This is a genomic window from Mesorhizobium sp. M8A.F.Ca.ET.181.01.1.1, assembly GCF_004792025.1.
Classification (GTDB): domain Bacteria; phylum Pseudomonadota; class Alphaproteobacteria; order Rhizobiales; family Rhizobiaceae; genus Mesorhizobium.
Genome location: NZ_SRTV01000007.1, coordinates 71,328 through 88,035 on the forward strand (window position 1 = coordinate 71,328; position 16,708 = coordinate 88,035).

Below are 16,708 nucleotides of genomic sequence, written 5' to 3' on the forward strand. Positions count from 1 at the left end.
GGCGATAGGCAGTCATGCCCTGCCCTTCCTGCGGGTCAAGCACTCCGAAAAAACATTTCCCCCATAAATGCTAGATCTTCCGTTGCCTTTTCGCGGGCTTCTGCGTGAGGTGAGGCACGCCATCCATGGCATGTGGCACACGCACGCGATGCCAGTGCACGGTCGTTTTCTCGGCAAGGCCGTTCTCTACCTCGACCCGCACGCGCTCGCCCTGACGGACCCGGATTTCCGGGCCTGGAACGGGCCTTCGGCGCGCAATCGAGCCCGGTTCACCCGGCCCAATGGCGTCCACTTTGGGGGCGCATGCACTGCAGACCCGCTGGACCTGATCCGGGAGAGGATGGGCGCGGCGATTGGAATAGCTATGAAAGCGCATCGGACCGTGGAACTGCGCGCGCAGACTTTCGGAGGAAGGCTCGCTTTTAAACGTTATCGTGCAACTCTGACCGTTCTTCGCCTTGGCGGGTGCCGCGGAAGAATCCCGGGTTCTGCGAGCGCTGCGAGAACACCTGCGGTCGATCCTGTACCACAATCTCGCGAAGCTCGATGCTCTCTACAAACGATGTCTTGGATTCTCACGCCCTTATTTCAGCACTTCGCTCGCTTGCCCGACTCGGCCGCGGTCAGCCTTCACCGCCAATTTTATTGGCGCAGCGACGTTCCTATCGGTTCAGGCGAAGCTTCTTGAACCTGCCGCTCTCTCGTTGCCCTGGCACGATTAATCGTCCTCTCAGTCTGTCATTGGCGGAGTCGCTCCTGAGGCGCGCGCCGGCGAGTTCGAGGAGCGCGTGGCTATCTCCTCGGTCCAGCCGGATTCCGCTGCGCGCTCAGCCAATTCCTGGAAGGCCGATTCCAAGGCGAGCTGGCATTGAAGGCCGCGGTCCGGATGGTCGACTAGCTTGGTTCCACGATCGCAATGCTTGATCGCTTCATTGCAGGCCATGGGCTCTCGCCCTCTCCTTTTGCCACACGAGGCGCCAGCTCACGTGTTGTGCGCCCCGGCAACCGCTTTCACCAGCCGCTCCAGCGATCCCGCGCGCTCCAGCTCCGCAAAGAATGATGCGGCGTGACGCTACCCAGCCGGTGCTTCTCGGCCATTTGCACACATAGGGATAGTCGACCATGAAATCGGACCGAGGCGAGGCGTTGGACGTTTCAGTCTTGGTCTGAATGCGCCGCCCACGAGCCGATCGGCCTTCTCGATGATTTGGCGCACCCTCGTTGTCGACAAGCCATGTTCCTGAGCCAGGTCGGCGAAACTCTTGCCCTTCAGAAAGCCGTCGACCAGGGCTATGTTCCTATCGACGGTCGGCTAAATCCCAGCAGGCGCGCGCAGTTTTCCGGCATCATTCCGTTTGTTCATCCGCTTGTCCGCGCCCCCTGCAAATCCTACCGGGCCAAATCGGTGCTTGGAAGACCCACTCATGTCATGGCCTCGGGAAAGTACAAGGCCGACGGTTATGTGAATACGAAAGATGCTGGCGATCACCATGATCGTTGGTGACCGCTGACCTCCCCAATGTCGGCTTCGACGGCACACCGGGAGCTCTCGGCAATGTTGAATAATTCCGTTTGAAGATGGTTGACTTCGTCGTCGAGGCTCGATCCATCAGGATCGGTATCGACGATTCTATATTTGAGAAACCCAAATTCGTTTGACTCGCGCAATTCGCTGTACGGCGTATCATCGCAAGCGCGGGATTCCGACATCCTGCGAAGTGCCCGCGTTGCTGGAATCGATTTTGCGGAAGTAAAAAGGCCCCGGCGCTGGGTCGGCGCGCAGGGCCTTCAGGCATGTACGAGCTACCAGCATGTCCAGTTATGATCGTGCGCTATCATAATGAACAAACGGTGAATGATCGCTATCCGAGGTGCAGGGCGGGCGAGATGGTGGGGCGGTGGGGGACCTGTACCGCTGCAGCGGGGCCACGAGCAGCGACTCGAGCCATGCGCCACGCTGCAGGACCTCGATTTCGGGCCAAGCCTCGAGCCCGCAACTCGCCTTGCTTCTCGGAAATCATAAGGCTTTGTGGGGCGGTTAAGCAGCGCGATATGGCCGCGGCGATACGAAGTTTTCATCTTTACCCTGTTCAGACGGTCAGGCTGCCTTCGCCGCCGGCTTGGCTGCCTTGACATGGGTTATACTGCGGCGACCGTCGACGCCGATCGGAACGTCACCGTCAACCGTAGCGCGACGCACAACCCGGTGCTGGTCGCCATAGTCGTTGACCGCATAATGCTGGTTAGCACGGTTGTCCCAGATAGCGACGTCGCCTACTTGCCAGCGCCACCGCACGGTATTTTCCGGGGCAGTGACGTAGGACTGGAACACCTCGTAGAGTTTGGCGGAATCGCTCTTGGAAAGGCCGACGAGGCGCTGCACGAAATTGCCGAGCAGCAGCGACTTCTCCCCGGTTTCCGGATGGACGCGCACGACCGGATGCTCGGTCTCGTAGATCGTCGATGTGAAAACTTCCTCGAAGTGCTTCTTCTCTTCGGCTGTGGCGCGCGGGCGCACGGCTGCGTAGTCGTAGGAATTGCTATGAATAGCCCACAGATTGTCCGCCAATATTTTGAGCGGCGCCGGCAGATTCTCGTACGCGGCGTGCGTGTTGGACCAGATCGTGTCGCCCCCCGCCGCCGGAATGACGACGCCACGTAGGACCGAGAATTTCGGATAGGCATCGACGAAAGTCACATCGGTATGCCACTGGTCTGCCCTGCCACCGCCACGGCCGGAATCGAGATTGAGGATTGAGGCCGTGCCGGCTGCCGGCCCCTGCGTGGGATGAGGTACAAGGTTACCCAGACGCCGCGCGAACAATTCCTGCTCCGCATCGTCGAGATGCTCCTGGCCGCGGAAGAAGATCACCTTGTGTTTTAGAAGAAGCTGGTTGATGGCTGCTATCGCTGCGTCCGAAAGGTCTCCACCAAGGCGAACTCCTCTGATTTCAGCTCCAACACGGCTGGTCAGCGGTACAACGTCGGAGTCAGGAATTCTCTTCGTCAAGCTCGAAAGCCAAAATCCCGGCGGATCGATCAAGGATCGCATTGCGTTGTCGATGATCGTTAATGCCGAACAGCGTGGCCAGCTCGCGCCGGGCGGTACAATCATCGAAGCGACCGCTGGCAACACAGGGCTCGGCCTGGCCTGGCGGCACGAAGCGCGTGATCGCGTGTCCAAAAGCTGACAGCGTCAGACAAATGTCAGGTTCATTACAACCAACATCTGGGCACTGACGAGGTTTTTCGAAGCAATGGGCGCTAACTGCGCGCTGAGCGCGTTGGCATGGCTTTTGAGACTGAGTGACTGTGACTGCACTTAATGGGGCAAGACGAGCGATGCGCTCCTCCCTGAACCCGTGTGCCGTCTCTGAGAGGAAACCAGCTCGTGCAGAAACCTTTGGAAATAGCTTTGGACCGCAACGTGGTATTGCAGATGGAGTCCCCGGCTCCTTCGATTAGAGTCGAGAACTGGCTGCATGGCGAGCCCCTCACGAGCTTTGAGCCCGGCAAGTGTACATAGTCGAATTTTGGGCAACTTGGTGCGGCCCATGTGTGGACGGGATGCCCCATCTGATCCAGCTGCAGGGCGTCGCCAGGCGCGCCATCTGGACAGCAGGAGCTGGACTATGGGCAAGGTAACAGGCTTTCTCGAAATCGACCGGCAGGTGCACAAGTACCAGCCGGCCTCCGACCGCATCCGGCATTTCCGTGAATTCACGCTGCCGATGTCGGACAAGGAGGTCGAGAAACAGGCCGCGCGCTGCATGGATTGCGGCATTCCGTTCTGCCACGGGCCAACGGGCTGTCCCATCCACAACCAGATCCCGGACTGGAACGACCTCGTCTACAATGGCGACTGGGACAATGCGATCCGCAACCTGCATTCGACCAACAATTTCCCGGAATTCACCGGCCGCATCTGCCCCGCACCTTGCGAGGAAGCCTGCACGCTGAACCTCGAGGACATTCCCGTCGCCATCAAGACGGTCGAGCAGGCGATCGCCGACAAGGCTTACGAGACCGGCCATATCAGGCCCTATCCGCCGGAGAAGAAGACCGGCAAGCGCGTCGCCGTCATCGGCTCCGGCCCGGCCGGCATGTCGGCTGCCCAGCAGCTCGGCCGCGCCGGCCACGACGTCCATGTCTATGAGCGCGAGAGCCGGCCCGGCGGGCTGATGCGTTACGGCATTCCCGACTTCAAGATCGAGAAGCACTATATCGACCGGCGCATCGAGCAGATGCAGGGCGAGGGCGTCACCTTCCATTGCGGCGTCAATGTCGGCGTCGACAAGCCGGTTGCCGAGCTGCTCGCCGAACATGACGCGGTGCTTTATTGCGGCGGTTCCGAAACGCCGCGCGCGGCCGGCATTCCCGGCGACGATCTCGGCGGCGTGCATGACGCGATGCCCTATCTGGTGCAGCAGAACAGGCGTGTCGGCGGCGAACCGATCCAGTCGGTGGCGTGGCCGTCGCATCCGATCCTCGCCGGCGGCCAGCATGTGGTCGTCGTCGGCGGCGGCGATACCGCGTCCGACTGCGTCGGCACCGCCTTCCGCCAGGGCGCGGTCCGCGTCACCCAGCTCGACATCCGTCCGCAGCCGCCGGAAAAGGAAGACAAGCTTTCGGTCTGGCCCTACTGGGCGACCAAGATGCGCACCTCGTCCTCGCAGGCCGAAGGCGCCGAGCGCGAGTTTCAGGTGGCGACGCTCGAGTTCATCGGCGAAGACGGCCAGCTGACCGGGGTCAAATGCTGCGAGGTCGACGAAAAGCGCAAGCCGATCGCCGGCAGCGAATTCGTCATTCGTGCCGATCTCGCGTTCATCGCCATCGGCTTTGCCGGGCCAGCCGCTCGCGGGCCGGTGTCGGAACTGGCCGGCCAGATGAAGATCGCCATTGACAGCCGCCGCTCGAAGAATGTCGAGGCCAATGACCGGGACTACAGGACCAGCGTCGAAAAGCTCTATGCGGCGGGCGACGTGCGGCGCGGCCAGTCGCTGGTCGTCTGGGCGATCCGCGAGGGCCGCCAGGCGGCGCGCGCCATCGATGAGGCGCTGATGGGATCGAGCGTGCTGCCGCGCTGAGTCCGTCTCGAGACCCTACTTGTGCGGCCACCTGAAGGCGCTTTCCGCCCTTCCGCTGCCCCGGGCAGCTTACGGACTGATCGCCGTGGTCGTTTCGGTTGTGGCCCCGGCCGCAGGCTGCCGCCTTGGCGGCCAAGAAAAATCGTCGGCGCGGCCGGGCGAAGCAGCGCTGGGTTTAAGTGCTTGGGGTGACACGGCGTGATCTCCGCCGTTGGCGGGAACAGGGCAGTGCAATAGTACTGCCCTGTTCCTTTTGATCAGAGGCCAGTGCGGATTTCTTCGGCAAGCGCCCTCAACGTCGTCTCGACGTCATCGCCGTTTGCCATCTTCTGCATCGCCACGGCCCATGCGTTCATGGCTTCGCCGAAGCCGACACGCGGTGTGAAAGCCAGCGCGGCTTGATCCTGTATCTTTTTGAAGCTGTCAACGAAGTTGTTGAACTCGGGCTGCGAAGCGTACTTAGTCTAGGTATCGTCCTGCCAGGTCGACGTGCGCGGCGGATTGACGAGCTGGCCAGCAAGGGCACCCTTGAGCGCCACCTGCTTGGAGGTGGCCCACGGGATGAACAGCCAGGCCGTGCCCTTCTTTTCGGAAGCCGCGTTCATGGCGAGAGCCCAGATCCAGATGTCAGAATCCAAGCTCGTGGCGCTCGGTGCGTGCAGCGGCGGAGCGAAGGCGATCTTGCCGGATGCCGGCTTCCCCGCAACATCGTTCCAGAAGCCGAACATTTTTGAGTCGATCGTCATCGCGGTGCGGCCGGACGAGATGCCGTCCACGACCTGGTTCCAGTTATCATTGGCGAAGGAAGGAGCCGCGCACTTCTTGATCATGTCCGAATGTAGTCGTATCCAGCATCGGTAAGCTTCGGATCACTCAGGTATTTGTCCAGCAGGCGCCACTCGGAGCGAGGTCCTACGCGGGCTGAATGCCAGTGCCGAACACATCCCATGCTGGCGACTTCGTCGTCAGTTGGATCGTCATCTTGTTCCAGTAAGAATCGTCTGGGTAGAGTTCCGGCGTGACCTTGATGCCGGGTCAGCTTCTCGAACTCCGGAAAGTTGCGCAGCGAGAGCATCCGCATAGGGGTGGATGTCGTAGGCCCAAGTTATGCTGGTCCCTTCGAATTGACGCCAGTTCACGGTGTCGGCAGCGGCCGAATTAGTGAGCGATGCCGAAACGGCAAGAAACGCCAAGTCAAAAGCAAGCTGTTTGCGTAGCGACGCGCACCTGTAACGAGTACGGGGAATGAGCGACCCATGTAATCCTCCCTGGGGCATTTTGCCAATTTTTGGGTCCACTCCTCCATCCCGAGTTTGCTCATAGCCACAATAAGCGGTTTCCAACGACCTCGCTCTGAATGCACCAGGCCAACTGGGTAAAAACGGGTAACCGGCACTTAAAGGCGATGTAGTATCGCCACCAGAAATACTGCTCCGTGGTGCTGGCCTTTGCCTGGGGGCGCAACACGGCAACTACCCGCTCAAAACGGTTGGTCCTCTACCTCTTATTCACCGTCGCTTTCCTCGCGGCCTAACCCGGCCGGAATATCCGTTGCCAGAAAAAGGCCTCGCGGCCGGTTCGAGGCGCATCCCTCCTCCGAAGCAGCACGCTCAAGTATCGTCACAAGCCCCGAGCGCTTCGCGTTCGGCGATGTCCAAATTCCGACAATGTCGGATACAGTCAGATCTACTGGATTGCGTTTGAATGGTTTTCTCATTTGGCACAGTACATGCGGGTCATCCGCAAAACACGTGACCGACCAACAAGAGTTCGCATGATCACCTTACCACAACATACAGCCGCCGCGGAACAATCACTTGGCCCCTGATCGCCCGCCCCGGCACCACAACCGGAGTCATCGATGTTCTGACAGGCTGCCCAAGGATACCTGCTGCAACAGGGCTTGCCCTGGTGACGACCACTCCGGCTCCGCCGGTTACCGACGAGGGCAAAGTGACGGATTTCCTGCTTTTCAACGGCATGGAGGTGGCTGTCATTCCCGACCACCGCGCCGCTCGTCACCGATATGGTCTGGTGCAGGATCGGCAGCGCGGATGAGCCGCCGGGGATATCTGCATGTCTTCGAGCATCTGATGCTCAAGGCGCCTCATGACGAGCACGGCTCCGTCGCCTGGAGAGATTGAACCCAAAGGGAGATTCAGATGTCTGAAGCGAATCAGGAAAAGTTGGACGCATTCTTGGGGAAAATGGTCGGCGATCTCGGTGCGATCGCAACGGGCGCGGGAGTCCTGCTGGGGGACAGACTCGGCCTGTTTAAGGCATTGCGCGAAGGCGGCAAGATGACGGCCGCCGAACTTTCGACACGCACCGGCACCCAGGAACGCCTCGTAAGGGAATGGCTTTCCGGGCAGGCGGCGGCGGGTTACGTCGACTACGATGAAGCGAGCGACAAATTCTATCTCAACGCCGAGCAAGAGCTGGTGTTCGCTGATGAAGACAGCCCGGCCTTCATGGCAGGCGCATTCGAGTTCCTGTCCGCGCTGTGGCTCGATGAAGAAAAGGTGAGGCAGGCATTCCAGTCCGGCAAGGGCGTCGGGTGGCACGATCATAGCGCGTGTCTGTTTCGCGGTACGGAACGGTTCTTCCGTCCAGGCTACAATGCCAATCTGATCGACTCCTGGCTGCCGGCCTTGGAGGGCGTCGTCGAGAAGCTCGAACGCGGCGTGGACGTCGCGGATGTTGGATGCGGTCATGGTGCATCGACCGTGCTCATGGCACAGGCCTTCCCCAATTCGCGCTTCGTCGGCTTCGACTATCATGCCCCCTCGATTGAGCGCGCCCGCAAGGCGGCCGAGGTAGCCGGCGTCGGCGTTAACACGCGGTTCGACGTGGCGGCCGCCAAGAGCTATCCCGGAACGTATGACCTCGTCACATTCTTCGATTGCCTTCACGACATGGGCGACCCGACGGGCGCCGCCACCCATGTCCACGGATCGCTCAAGCCGGACGGCACGTGGATGATCGTCGAGCCGTTCGCGCATGATCATCTGGCGGCGAACCTCAATCCCGTCGGCCGCGTTTACTATGCCGCTTCCACTTTCGTGTGCACGCCCGCATCCGTGTCGCAGGAAGTCGGGCTCGCGCTTGGAGCCCAGGCCGGTGAGGCGAGGCTGCGCAAGGTTGTGACCGGCGGCGGCTTCAAGCGATTGCGTCGCGCCGCGGAGACACCGTTCAACATGGTGCTGGAGGCCCGCCCTTAGCGTGGCCGTCGCCAGAAATTGCAGCTCATCGCATTTGATTGAAGATCACCGCCAAAAATCCGGACGCATCGGGGACATTTTCAAGGCGCCTGGGTTCACGCAGAGGTCGCTGCCGAGTTGTGTGCCAAGAGTCCCATACGTTGCGGCTCAGAAAGGACCCGACGCACGGCTACGAACATGCCCATAGTGATGGCCGCTATAATCACATATGCCCACCATGGCGCGTTCACAAAGCTGGTAAGCCACGTCGCACCGAACGCGCTTACGACAAAAACGAGAGCCTCGATAAAATGACTGAGCCTGTACACATTCAGTCGTCTCATCCTCATACCACCCATCCAAAGACTGAGCTTGTTGCGCTACTGCGACAGAGCCTAACATATTGGAGAGCGCTCACTATTTCTATGCTAAACAGTCTCGCCTGAGTATATGTTTTGAGTCGCTAATTATGGAATTCTGCCAGTCTGCATTTCCCCTGATCTGATGTAGAGCAGCTTCTAAGTGGGAATTAGTCCCCCATCGACCGGATCGGGCGACACGAACATGCGCTGAAGGCTTGGCGGAACGGCTACTGGGACCATGATGCTACTCGAATGCAAGATCGTGTCAGAACGTCCCGGGAAGGCTGCAGGCAGGGGATGTCAGGTCAATCAGCCTATAGATATGATACCGCCCATTCGCTGAGACTTCACGATGGGCATAGGAGGTGGGAATTCGTGCCTTGAGATGGACGCGGCTGTCGGAGCAGGCGAGCACGGCAGCAGCGATGGCCTGAACCTTCGGGCCGCTGACAAAAACGTTCACCACCGCACGCGAGCCGAACCCGTCGAGATACGTCTCGAAAGCATCGAGGTGGGCCATCAGCCCGAAAGCCTGGATGTCGCGAACTTCGCCATCTTCGAGCCGGTGGGTTTCACGTACCTTGGCCACCTGTTGATCGAGCAAAGCATCGATATGCGCATTCTTCTCGCTTCTTGGGACGAGGAGCGAGATCCGTTCCGGACTGACGATATCGATCAATCCGTAGAATACGTCGGCATCTCCTCCGATCCCCACGAGCAGGACTTTCTCTTCGCCCATTCCTCCGCTGCCTTGAAGATGAGGGACGGTGACGTATCGGTCCAAGCCGCTGGAAAAATCCTCTTTGCCGATCGCGTTCCCGTAGATACCTTCGGCGTACCCGAATTCGAGAGACTGAATCGACATTTTCTTGAATGCCACCGCAATCAGCCATTGGATGTAGATTCGCGGCATCGTCGAGCACTCGACGAAAACCTTCCGCAGGCTTCCTTCGTATGAGCCACATGAAGCGGCCATCTGAGTGAGCAGGTGATCGAGGAGATTGATGTTCTTCTGATACTCGATGGAAGGCTCGAGGGTGATCGCAGTCACTTCGACGCCCCATCGGGTACCCATAGCGATGAGCTTTCGCCGGTTTTCTTCGACGGCTGGGACGTTCGCTTCCTTCAGAGCAAAGTCCAGAACCACGATTTTGCCGACCTTCAGGTCAAGATGGTTTTCGAACGCGGCGAAACGCGTTTCCCATCCAAGCGCGACGATCGCGATATCTGCCTCCATCGTTTCGCAGGTACCTGCATCTCTCGCCTTCTCAGTGACGGCCAGATGGCCGAAGACTCGATACTCGACAGTTGAAGCGGTCATTCGAGATCGCTCTCGAAAAGCGAGTGCTGGAATTCGGTCTTGAGTGCGGGCCGCGCGACGAGCTCCTTAAACACCGAGTCGGCCCAGTCTTCTGGGAGCCGATGCCTGGTAAAAAGCAGGTCGACCATCTGCGCCGCAGGGATTGTGTTGATTTCGTACGGGCCGCGATAGGAGAACCCGAAGTAAGGTGCAAATCGCCGATGCAATCTGATCAGCATCTCCTTCGATGCGGGGTCGGCGCGGTCCACCTCAAAGTTGCCGGCGGCGGAGACCTCCCGGATAAACCCATCCCTTTCCGCCCGACGCAGGACCTCGTCCAGTTTTCCGCTGGGTTGCTCCAGTCGGTTCACCAGCGAGCGCATTTCCTTTAGATCAACCCTGAAAATGCCTCTCTCTGTCGTTCCTAGAGCATTTTCTTCGGCAAACTCTGTCTGGAGGCGAGCGGTCAGGTAACCCAACGCCCGCACCATGCGCACGCTCTCTTCTTCGTACGGATGTGAAAGCGCCTGAAGTCCATCAAGCTTCCGTTGAGAGGCGGCGTTCACAGCCTGTCTCTGCTGTTCGAGATGAATCTGTAAATCCGAGTTGATGAATTCCACCAGTTTTCGTGGATCACTGGAACTCGGAACACTGCGGCGGAAGATCTCTCCCATTATATCAAGGAAATCGCGTATACAGACGTCGCTCAATGATGTGATGATCTGGTGCCCTACGTACGGGTAGTCATGCAGACGCAGCATCTGGCACGCTTTCAGAAAAGCCCATCCCTGTTTCCGGGCGATCGACCTCTTCAGATTTGAAGCATCCGCCTTGCTCATGGGCCGGCGCTTGATTTCCGGGTTCATGAGCGCGAGCGCCAGCCCTTCGGCATAAGGGCGCGCTTTTCGATCAAGAAGGAATTGCTGCTGATCCGCCGTCCTCAAATTCACGGAGAGGAATTCACGTGCTGCATCAGCGAGTGCCACAAGCTCTTCTCTGCCCTCGGAATGACCCGATATGATAACCCGCTCGATGATGTCATTGACGGAAAGCCGCCCCAGCCGGTTTTTGAGCGAAAACGCGCTGAGCGCATCGTTGCGCTTGAGATCACTCCGCAGATGGTCAGGAAGCGCATAGTAGAGCCGAAGCGACGACACGTTCTCGCACAGCGTGGCGAACTCCCTCGGATCGACTGAATCAAGATTCTCGACGTCCCGGTCAGCATTCGAGAGCGACTGGCCGGGTATGATCGTCCGGATCGTGTCGTAAAGGCCGCCGATGTAGGCGAGGACCCATTTCACATTGCCGCGCGTCTTCCTCACCAAGGTGTTCAGGAACTGCTGTTGGAGCGGTGTCAGTGCCTCACAGTCGTCAATCAGGATCTTGAAGAAGGGCGCCCTGTCACCGGCGAAAGATGGGCCATTTAAAAGTGGGGTGATCGCGGTCGCGACCTTGTTAATGATCGCGCCAGGGTCTGTCGCTCTGAAGCCGGTCGCTCCCTCATCGGCGGCAAAGAAGAACGCGTTGAAGCATTCGTCGACGTACCGGGTTATCCCACCCCGCAGCTCATCTATGCTGAAGAAGTCGAGACGGGCAGGTTGGGGTATGAAGTGCAGCACTTCGCGATGCAGTGCCAAGGCGACGTCCCTATCTTCAGAGGCCCGGTATTTCAAGTGGCTGTCGCGTCTGAGCTGGCTGATGCTCTCGAGCAGGCGTTCGACTATCTTCAGCTCCAGATAGTGAGAGAAGATTACGAATTGCCGCGGGATCACGGCGGCCGTGTCGAAGCGTATCCGCTCCGGAATGAGGTTCAGAACCGCGTTGTCGATTAGGGGCGAAAATGTCTCATTGAGCTGGAAGAAGACGCCATACCAGCCGAGCTTGCCGACTTGGTCCGCGAGACTTTTGTCTTCGAGGATATGAACTGTGGAAAGCGAGCGAAGAATACTGGTCTTGCCGCTGCCTCTCGTCCCTGCGACGAAGACCGGCTTGGCGGCGGCAGAAATCAAGGCCGACTTCTGACTGAACCACAGTATCGGGCGACTTTCGTACTCGATCCTGTTGGGGCCGAACGGATTCTCCATCTCTATTCGTCCCTTACCTTAATGCGCCAAGCCGAGTTTGCCTTCGTGAGGCCGTCTATCTCGACGAAGCGCGCCGCTTGGAGCATCAGAAGAGAGTCTTCCAAATCTAGCCCGAGCTCGGCGGAGGCGGCAATCTCAGTGATCTCGTCCCAGAAGAGTAACCCATTCCCGCGCCTGGTGGCATGGTCGCGCAGTCGGCGCATCAGGTCAAACGTGTCGTTGTTCAGAAAGGCCTTGCCGTTGGACATAGTCGAGATGAAGCAATGTTCGCCTTCCATGACCGTCCCGTCGGCGACATTGGTGCGGTAGGGTATAAGTCGGATGCCGACGAGCTCTCCCTGATCGGTCGTGAAGAAGACGAGCTCATTGAAACCTGACTGTATCTCTGGTGCTGAGATGCAGATCAATTTGCCGTCCGGAAACCTTGGATCGTTGACGATCTCGACCGGATCGGCATGTATGTGTCCATGCAGGTAGACGATAGGCTTGTTGCCCTGCAGCAGCTGAGTTCTGACAAATCCGCTGTTGAGCATCTCCGCGTATGGCGTAATGCGCGGAGTCTTTTGTGGCAGCAGATTGTGATGGCCGATCATGATGCCGTAACGCATGTCGGGCTGCTGGAGCAATTCCTGTAGGCCTGCAAGCATCTCACGCGAGATGTATGGCGTGTCCATCTGACCGTAATACTCGTCGTCGGACGCCTCCTTGTCTGGATCGCTGGGAGGTGTCGCGGGCGAATGTCCCGAGGTGTCCGGCGAGCCGAGATCTACAGGTTCTGTAGAAGGACCGAGTGCCTCGAGACGATCACGAAGGAACGCGGGAAGGTTCTGAAGCTCCCAACTGCCTATCGCTGTGTTGACGAGGATGAAGTTTGCGCCTGCGGATCCTGTCGGAAGTCTGAAGTGCACGGGTTGGTCCACGGGAACGGTCTGCCAACCCAAGCGGGCGGCTAAACTCGCCATTTCGCTGAATTTCTCAGTCGGTCCAAGTTCGCGCGCGTCATCACGGTTCACATCGTGATTTCCCGGTACGAATATCAACGGAAGCGCCTTTGAACTGCGCCCCTGTGCGCGGCAGAGCAACGTGAAATGCTGGAATGCCGAAGCAATGAAAGTCTTGTCGCCACGGCTCGTGAAATCCCCCATGAAGGCGATCGAATCCAAGGGCTTCGAAGTCGTCAGCCGCCGAAGCTTCGTCAAGACGGCACGCAGCGAAGACGCGCGTAGCTTCTGCGTTATTTTCGGAGCGAACTTGCTATCCTTGGCATCGATGTTGCTAGAGGAAGGATGCCAATCCGGATAGTGAATATCGCCTACTTGAAGGATTCGCACCCGTCGCATAACTCGCCCCCCCGCCGAGAGCCATAGACTAATCCGTTCGCTTTTGCCAAGCGCGAAACGATCATCCGACCGCATCGCCTGGAAAGCGCGTTTATCTTTTTGTTGGTAATGGAGAGGCACGACGCAATTGTGCCCCCGGTTGCTTGTCTGCCCACCAAATGGGCACTCAATCTGGGCGCATGGCTTATGATTTCTCGAGTTTGTCCCATAACGAGTTTGAGGATTTGGCCCGCGACCTCGTAGGTCGCGAGATCGACAAGCGTTTCGAGGCCTTTCCCGAGGGACCGGACGACGCGATGGATGGTCGACATGCCCTTGCCGGCGGCGACATTGTGCAGGCGAAGCACTACCAGCGGTCAGGCTTCTCGGCGCTGAAATCCAAGATGAAGAGCGAGCGCACAGCCATTGATGGCTTGGCGCCCTCGCGATACTTCCTCGTCACGTCGGCTTCGCCCGCGGCAGGCGGACACCGGCATGCGCAGCAGGATGAAGCCAGTGAGGGCCAGTAATACACGACAATAGTCATTAGGCTAGAGTACAGTCGCCTTGGGAGGCTGTTCGAATTCAATCCGGCGCTTTTCGGCATCCTTTTTTCGTTTGGTGGTGTCGATACGATATTGGTCAATTCCATCAAGATCGCTCTTCATATCGTTTGGTGTTGGAACTGGAATGGCCTTGGCGGACGCCATGTCATGTCCAGAACGCTCCGAAACTCGCTTCATGGCCCAATAGATTCGCTTGTGGTCTTCGTCCTCGACCACCACACCCTTCAGGCTCTGTGTCTTGACATCGCTGTTAAATCGCTCGACGACTTTACCGAGCAGGATTTCTTCAACGAGCCTCTCCCAGGTTTCCCGAAGATCGCTGTAGAAATCCTTCGCTGACCTTCGCCAAGCATCGGTGGTGAAATCAGTGGCGCCGTCGAAGCTCTTCAGGCGCGTCTTGAGAGTCTCGATGCGCTTCGTGACAGACTGTGCGATCCACGGCTCGTCAGTTTCGCTAATCAAGCCAAAACCGGCAGATTCGGACTTGTTGATGTAGTTTCGAACAAGGGGAATCGGCGGATTGGCCTGCGCAGCTGCGTCAACCACCTCGTTGAAGAACAGAAGATTATGGGTGAAAATAATAATCTGACGTCCTGTGGCCGCTTCTTTTACGAGCCTTGCCGCGACCCGCCTGATCCGAACATGGTCGAGAGATGACACGGGGTCGTCGATGATCATGCCTTGACGCGATGTGTCTCCTCCGACCTCGGCTAAGAAACAGGCCAGGGCAAGCGCGCGCTGCTCTCCTTCGCTTAAGACCTTGCTGTTTGAGATCGCTTTTGCCGCGTTGAGCCCGACCTCGAAATAGCTCTGCCCATCTTGACTACGATCATTAACTGCGAACGGGATGTGCGTTAACGCCAGAGTCTCAATCTCGGCGACGACGCGCTTTTCGAGATCCTGCATGACGAGGCTTCGTCGAAGCGACGTCATCTGCCGTGACACCGAGCCTGTTTCGACAGCATCGCAGCATGAGAGAAGCTTGCGCCGCTCTTCGAGATTCGCCAAGCGCGCGAGAACGATGGTGAGATCGTCGCCCAGTTTTTTCCGATCCTTGAGTGTATCGCGACGAGCTCGATCGGTAGCGCGGTTCCCGTCGTCGGCCGCTGCCTTGTCGTCCGTCAGCGCTTCGGCCTCTAGCGCCTCCGCCTCCGTTCGGAGTTTCGATGCAACTGGCGCCGCAAGTTGCGGGAACGCAGCGTACTCGGACAGCGCAGCCGCAACGACAATTGCATCACGCCTTTTACCTGCCTCGACATAATATGCCGAGATCAGGGCCACCATCGCCTTGCGTGCGGCGGACAGATCGCCAAACTCTCCGAGAGCCGCCTCAACCGCCTCCCCGGTCGCAATGGTGAGTCCTTTGATTTGGCGCAGGGCCTCTTCATGGGCAATAGATGCGACTTGCGCCGCCTTATTTGCGGCGCCCGTTACGAAGTCATTGAAGGATTGGATCCGCCCCGCGGCGTCCGCCGTCATCGGCTCCTGGCAGAGCATGCAACGATCGCCTTCCTGATCTGGCAAGTGCTGATGATCGATGCCAGTGACGCTCGCTAAATAGGCTCGTGCATGGTCGAACATATACCGCCAGGGAGAAAGCCCAACGCCGCTCAACGGCATAGTCGCGAACGCTCCTGAGGCGGCAAGTTGTGCAGCCTGCGCTGTAGAATCGGCTGTTGCATATAGATTGCGATAAATCTCGAGGGCCGCCGCTGAGAGAGCCGCGTCGATCTGTTCAGATGCAGTCAGCAGTTTTTCCAAGGCCGCCTTGGCACGCCGACGCTTTGTCGCCATCGTTGAAGGGTCGCTTGCCAGAGCCTGTTCGAGGCCAGCGAGATCAGCCATGTCCTGCTCTGAGAGGGCAGCGAGGTTTTTGATTTCGGCTGCGGAAGGCATCACGTCCTTTGACTTGATTTCGAGACGAGCCAGCAGCTTTACGACCGCGCCGGCAGCTGTGTACCCACTCGGCAATGGTGTCTTTAGGTTCTTTTCGATCGCTTTGATTTCTTCCCGGAAGTCGGCTTCGAGCTCGGTGCGGTGACGTCCATGGCTTTCGAGAAGCGCGATGGCTGCGGGCAGAAAACCGATACGGTTTTGCTTATCGACGTAGAGGCGAGCGTTCGCGGAGTCGAAAACGGAGATCCGTGCAATTGACGCGGGGGGCAGCGTTCCGTCCTTCCAGGTTATGGGGGTCGGTTCCGTAGCACCCTCTTCGAGAAACCGGACAAGCACTTCGGCTGGCGGTTTGGTGCCGATCTCGAACACGTTGCCAAGAAGATCATCCGCCGTCAGACTACGGCAAAGCTTCTTCGCGATCCGGCAATAGCCGCTCTTTCCGCTTCCATTGTCGCCGTAGATAATGGTGATGCCATCGGTGGCGAAACGCAGTTGCTGCTCTTCGGCGAGGCGGTTCAAATGCTTGACGGGGCCGAGTGAGCAAAGCACCGCGCGCGGCTCGTTCGAACTGTTGGCCCTCAAATGCTCCGCCGAGAGCGGAGAGCATTCGGGCAGATCAGCGGTAAATCCACCGACGTGGCGGACCCGAGCTGTTACACCGGCCTTATCCTCCTGCTCGAGGTTGAAGCCCGGCCGCGCGGCGTGTCTTCTTAAGGCATCCCTAATCCAGTCGGGCTGCTTATCCGCCCATTCCAAAAGTCCAACCTCGGCCATTCCTGCCCCCCGAATCTTACCATCATTATACTTATTGATTAGTCCAGATTCGATGAATTCGCTTGTCTGGACAAATTTTCCTCGCGATCGCACATAGAGTGCTGGAGATGTACCCAATAA

At 58.6% G+C, this 16,708-nt stretch carries 10 protein-coding genes and 4 pseudogenes; 7 read left to right on the forward strand and 7 right to left on the reverse strand.

Annotated features, from left to right (window positions below):
- Positions 1-94: 94 nt before the first annotated feature.
- Positions 95-241, reverse strand: a pseudogene (locus EN824_RS23535) (multicopper oxidase domain-containing protein); the annotation flags it as partial.
- A gap of 993 nt (positions 242-1,234) precedes the next feature.
- Between EN824_RS23535 and EN824_RS35350 the strand changes: the two are divergent.
- Positions 1,235-1,504 (forward strand): hypothetical protein, encoded by a 270-nt coding sequence (locus tag EN824_RS35350; RefSeq protein WP_024504272.1) that lies wholly within the window; start codon positions 1,235-1,237, stop codon positions 1,502-1,504.
- 594 nt (positions 1,505-2,098) lie between these two features.
- On the opposite strand, the gene EN824_RS23545 is transcribed toward EN824_RS35350, so the two are convergent.
- Positions 2,099-3,052 (reverse strand): TauD/TfdA family dioxygenase, encoded by a 954-nt coding sequence (locus EN824_RS23545; RefSeq protein ID WP_126063812.1) that lies wholly within the window; start codon positions 3,050-3,052, stop codon positions 2,099-2,101.
- Here EN824_RS23545 and EN824_RS36135 point away from each other — a divergent pair.
- From EN824_RS36135 to EN824_RS23560, 3 genes and pseudogenes are all read left to right on the forward strand, one after another.
- Positions 2,967-3,152: pseudogene (locus tag EN824_RS36135) on the forward strand (pyridoxal-phosphate dependent enzyme); the annotation flags it as partial. The gene EN824_RS23545 and the pseudogene EN824_RS36135 sit on opposite strands and share 86 nt — an antisense overlap.
- 275 nt (positions 3,153-3,427) lie before the next feature.
- Positions 3,428-3,591, forward strand: a pseudogene (locus EN824_RS23555) (thioredoxin domain-containing protein); the annotation flags it as partial.
- A gap of 41 nt (positions 3,592-3,632) precedes the next feature.
- Complete coding sequence (locus tag EN824_RS23560; protein WP_024504270.1) at positions 3,633-5,087, forward strand: glutamate synthase subunit beta; 1,455 nt, start codon at positions 3,633-3,635, stop codon at positions 5,085-5,087.
- 464 nt (positions 5,088-5,551) lie between these two features.
- Here the strand turns inward: EN824_RS23560 and EN824_RS36140 are convergent, their stop codons facing one another.
- A complete protein-coding gene (locus EN824_RS36140; RefSeq protein ID WP_245454714.1) occupies positions 5,552-5,917 on the reverse strand; it encodes an extracellular solute-binding protein in 366 nt (121 codons plus the stop codon).
- A 1,054-nt stretch (positions 5,918-6,971) separates the two neighbouring features.
- On the opposite strand from EN824_RS36140, the pseudogene EN824_RS23570 reads away from it, so the two are divergent.
- Both EN824_RS23570 and EN824_RS23575 read left to right on the forward strand, forming a co-directional pair.
- Positions 6,972-7,192 (forward strand): annotated as a pseudogene (locus tag EN824_RS23570) (insulinase family protein); the annotation flags it as partial.
- Positions 7,193-7,249: 57 nt separating this feature from the next.
- Positions 7,250-8,308 carry a class I SAM-dependent methyltransferase gene (locus tag EN824_RS23575; RefSeq protein WP_024504268.1) on the forward strand — a complete coding sequence of 353 codons (1,059 nt, stop codon included), beginning with the start codon at positions 7,250-7,252 and terminating at the stop codon, positions 8,306-8,308.
- A 606-nt stretch (positions 8,309-8,914) separates the two neighbouring features.
- On the opposite strand, the gene EN824_RS23580 is transcribed toward EN824_RS23575, so the two are convergent.
- The 3 genes from EN824_RS23580 to EN824_RS23590 are packed head-to-tail and all read right to left on the reverse strand — an operon-like array spanning position 8,915 to position 13,493.
- A complete protein-coding gene (locus tag EN824_RS23580; protein ID WP_126057630.1) occupies positions 8,915-9,970 on the reverse strand; it encodes a hypothetical protein in 1,056 nt (351 codons plus the stop codon).
- Positions 9,967-12,033: a hypothetical protein gene (locus EN824_RS23585; RefSeq protein ID WP_126057629.1), complete on the reverse strand. Its 2,067-nt coding sequence runs from the start codon at positions 12,031-12,033 to the stop codon at positions 9,967-9,969. The genes EN824_RS23580 and EN824_RS23585 overlap by 4 nt, the downstream gene beginning before the upstream one ends.
- A gap of 2 nt (positions 12,034-12,035) precedes the next feature.
- Positions 12,036-13,493, reverse strand: coding sequence for a metallophosphoesterase (locus EN824_RS23590; protein ID WP_126057628.1), 1,458 nt, complete (start codon positions 13,491-13,493; stop codon positions 12,036-12,038).
- Between the two features lie 59 nt (positions 13,494-13,552).
- On the opposite strand from EN824_RS23590, the gene EN824_RS23595 reads away from it, so the two are divergent.
- Complete coding sequence (locus EN824_RS23595) at positions 13,553-13,882, forward strand: hypothetical protein (RefSeq protein WP_186815491.1); 330 nt, start codon at positions 13,553-13,555, stop codon at positions 13,880-13,882.
- Between the two features lie 21 nt (positions 13,883-13,903).
- Here EN824_RS23595 and EN824_RS23600 read toward each other — a convergent pair whose 3' ends face one another.
- On the reverse strand, positions 13,904-16,588 hold the full coding sequence (locus EN824_RS23600; protein ID WP_126063811.1) for an AAA family ATPase: 2,685 nt from the start codon (positions 16,586-16,588) through the stop codon (positions 13,904-13,906).
- Between the last annotated feature and the right edge of the window lie 120 nt (positions 16,589-16,708).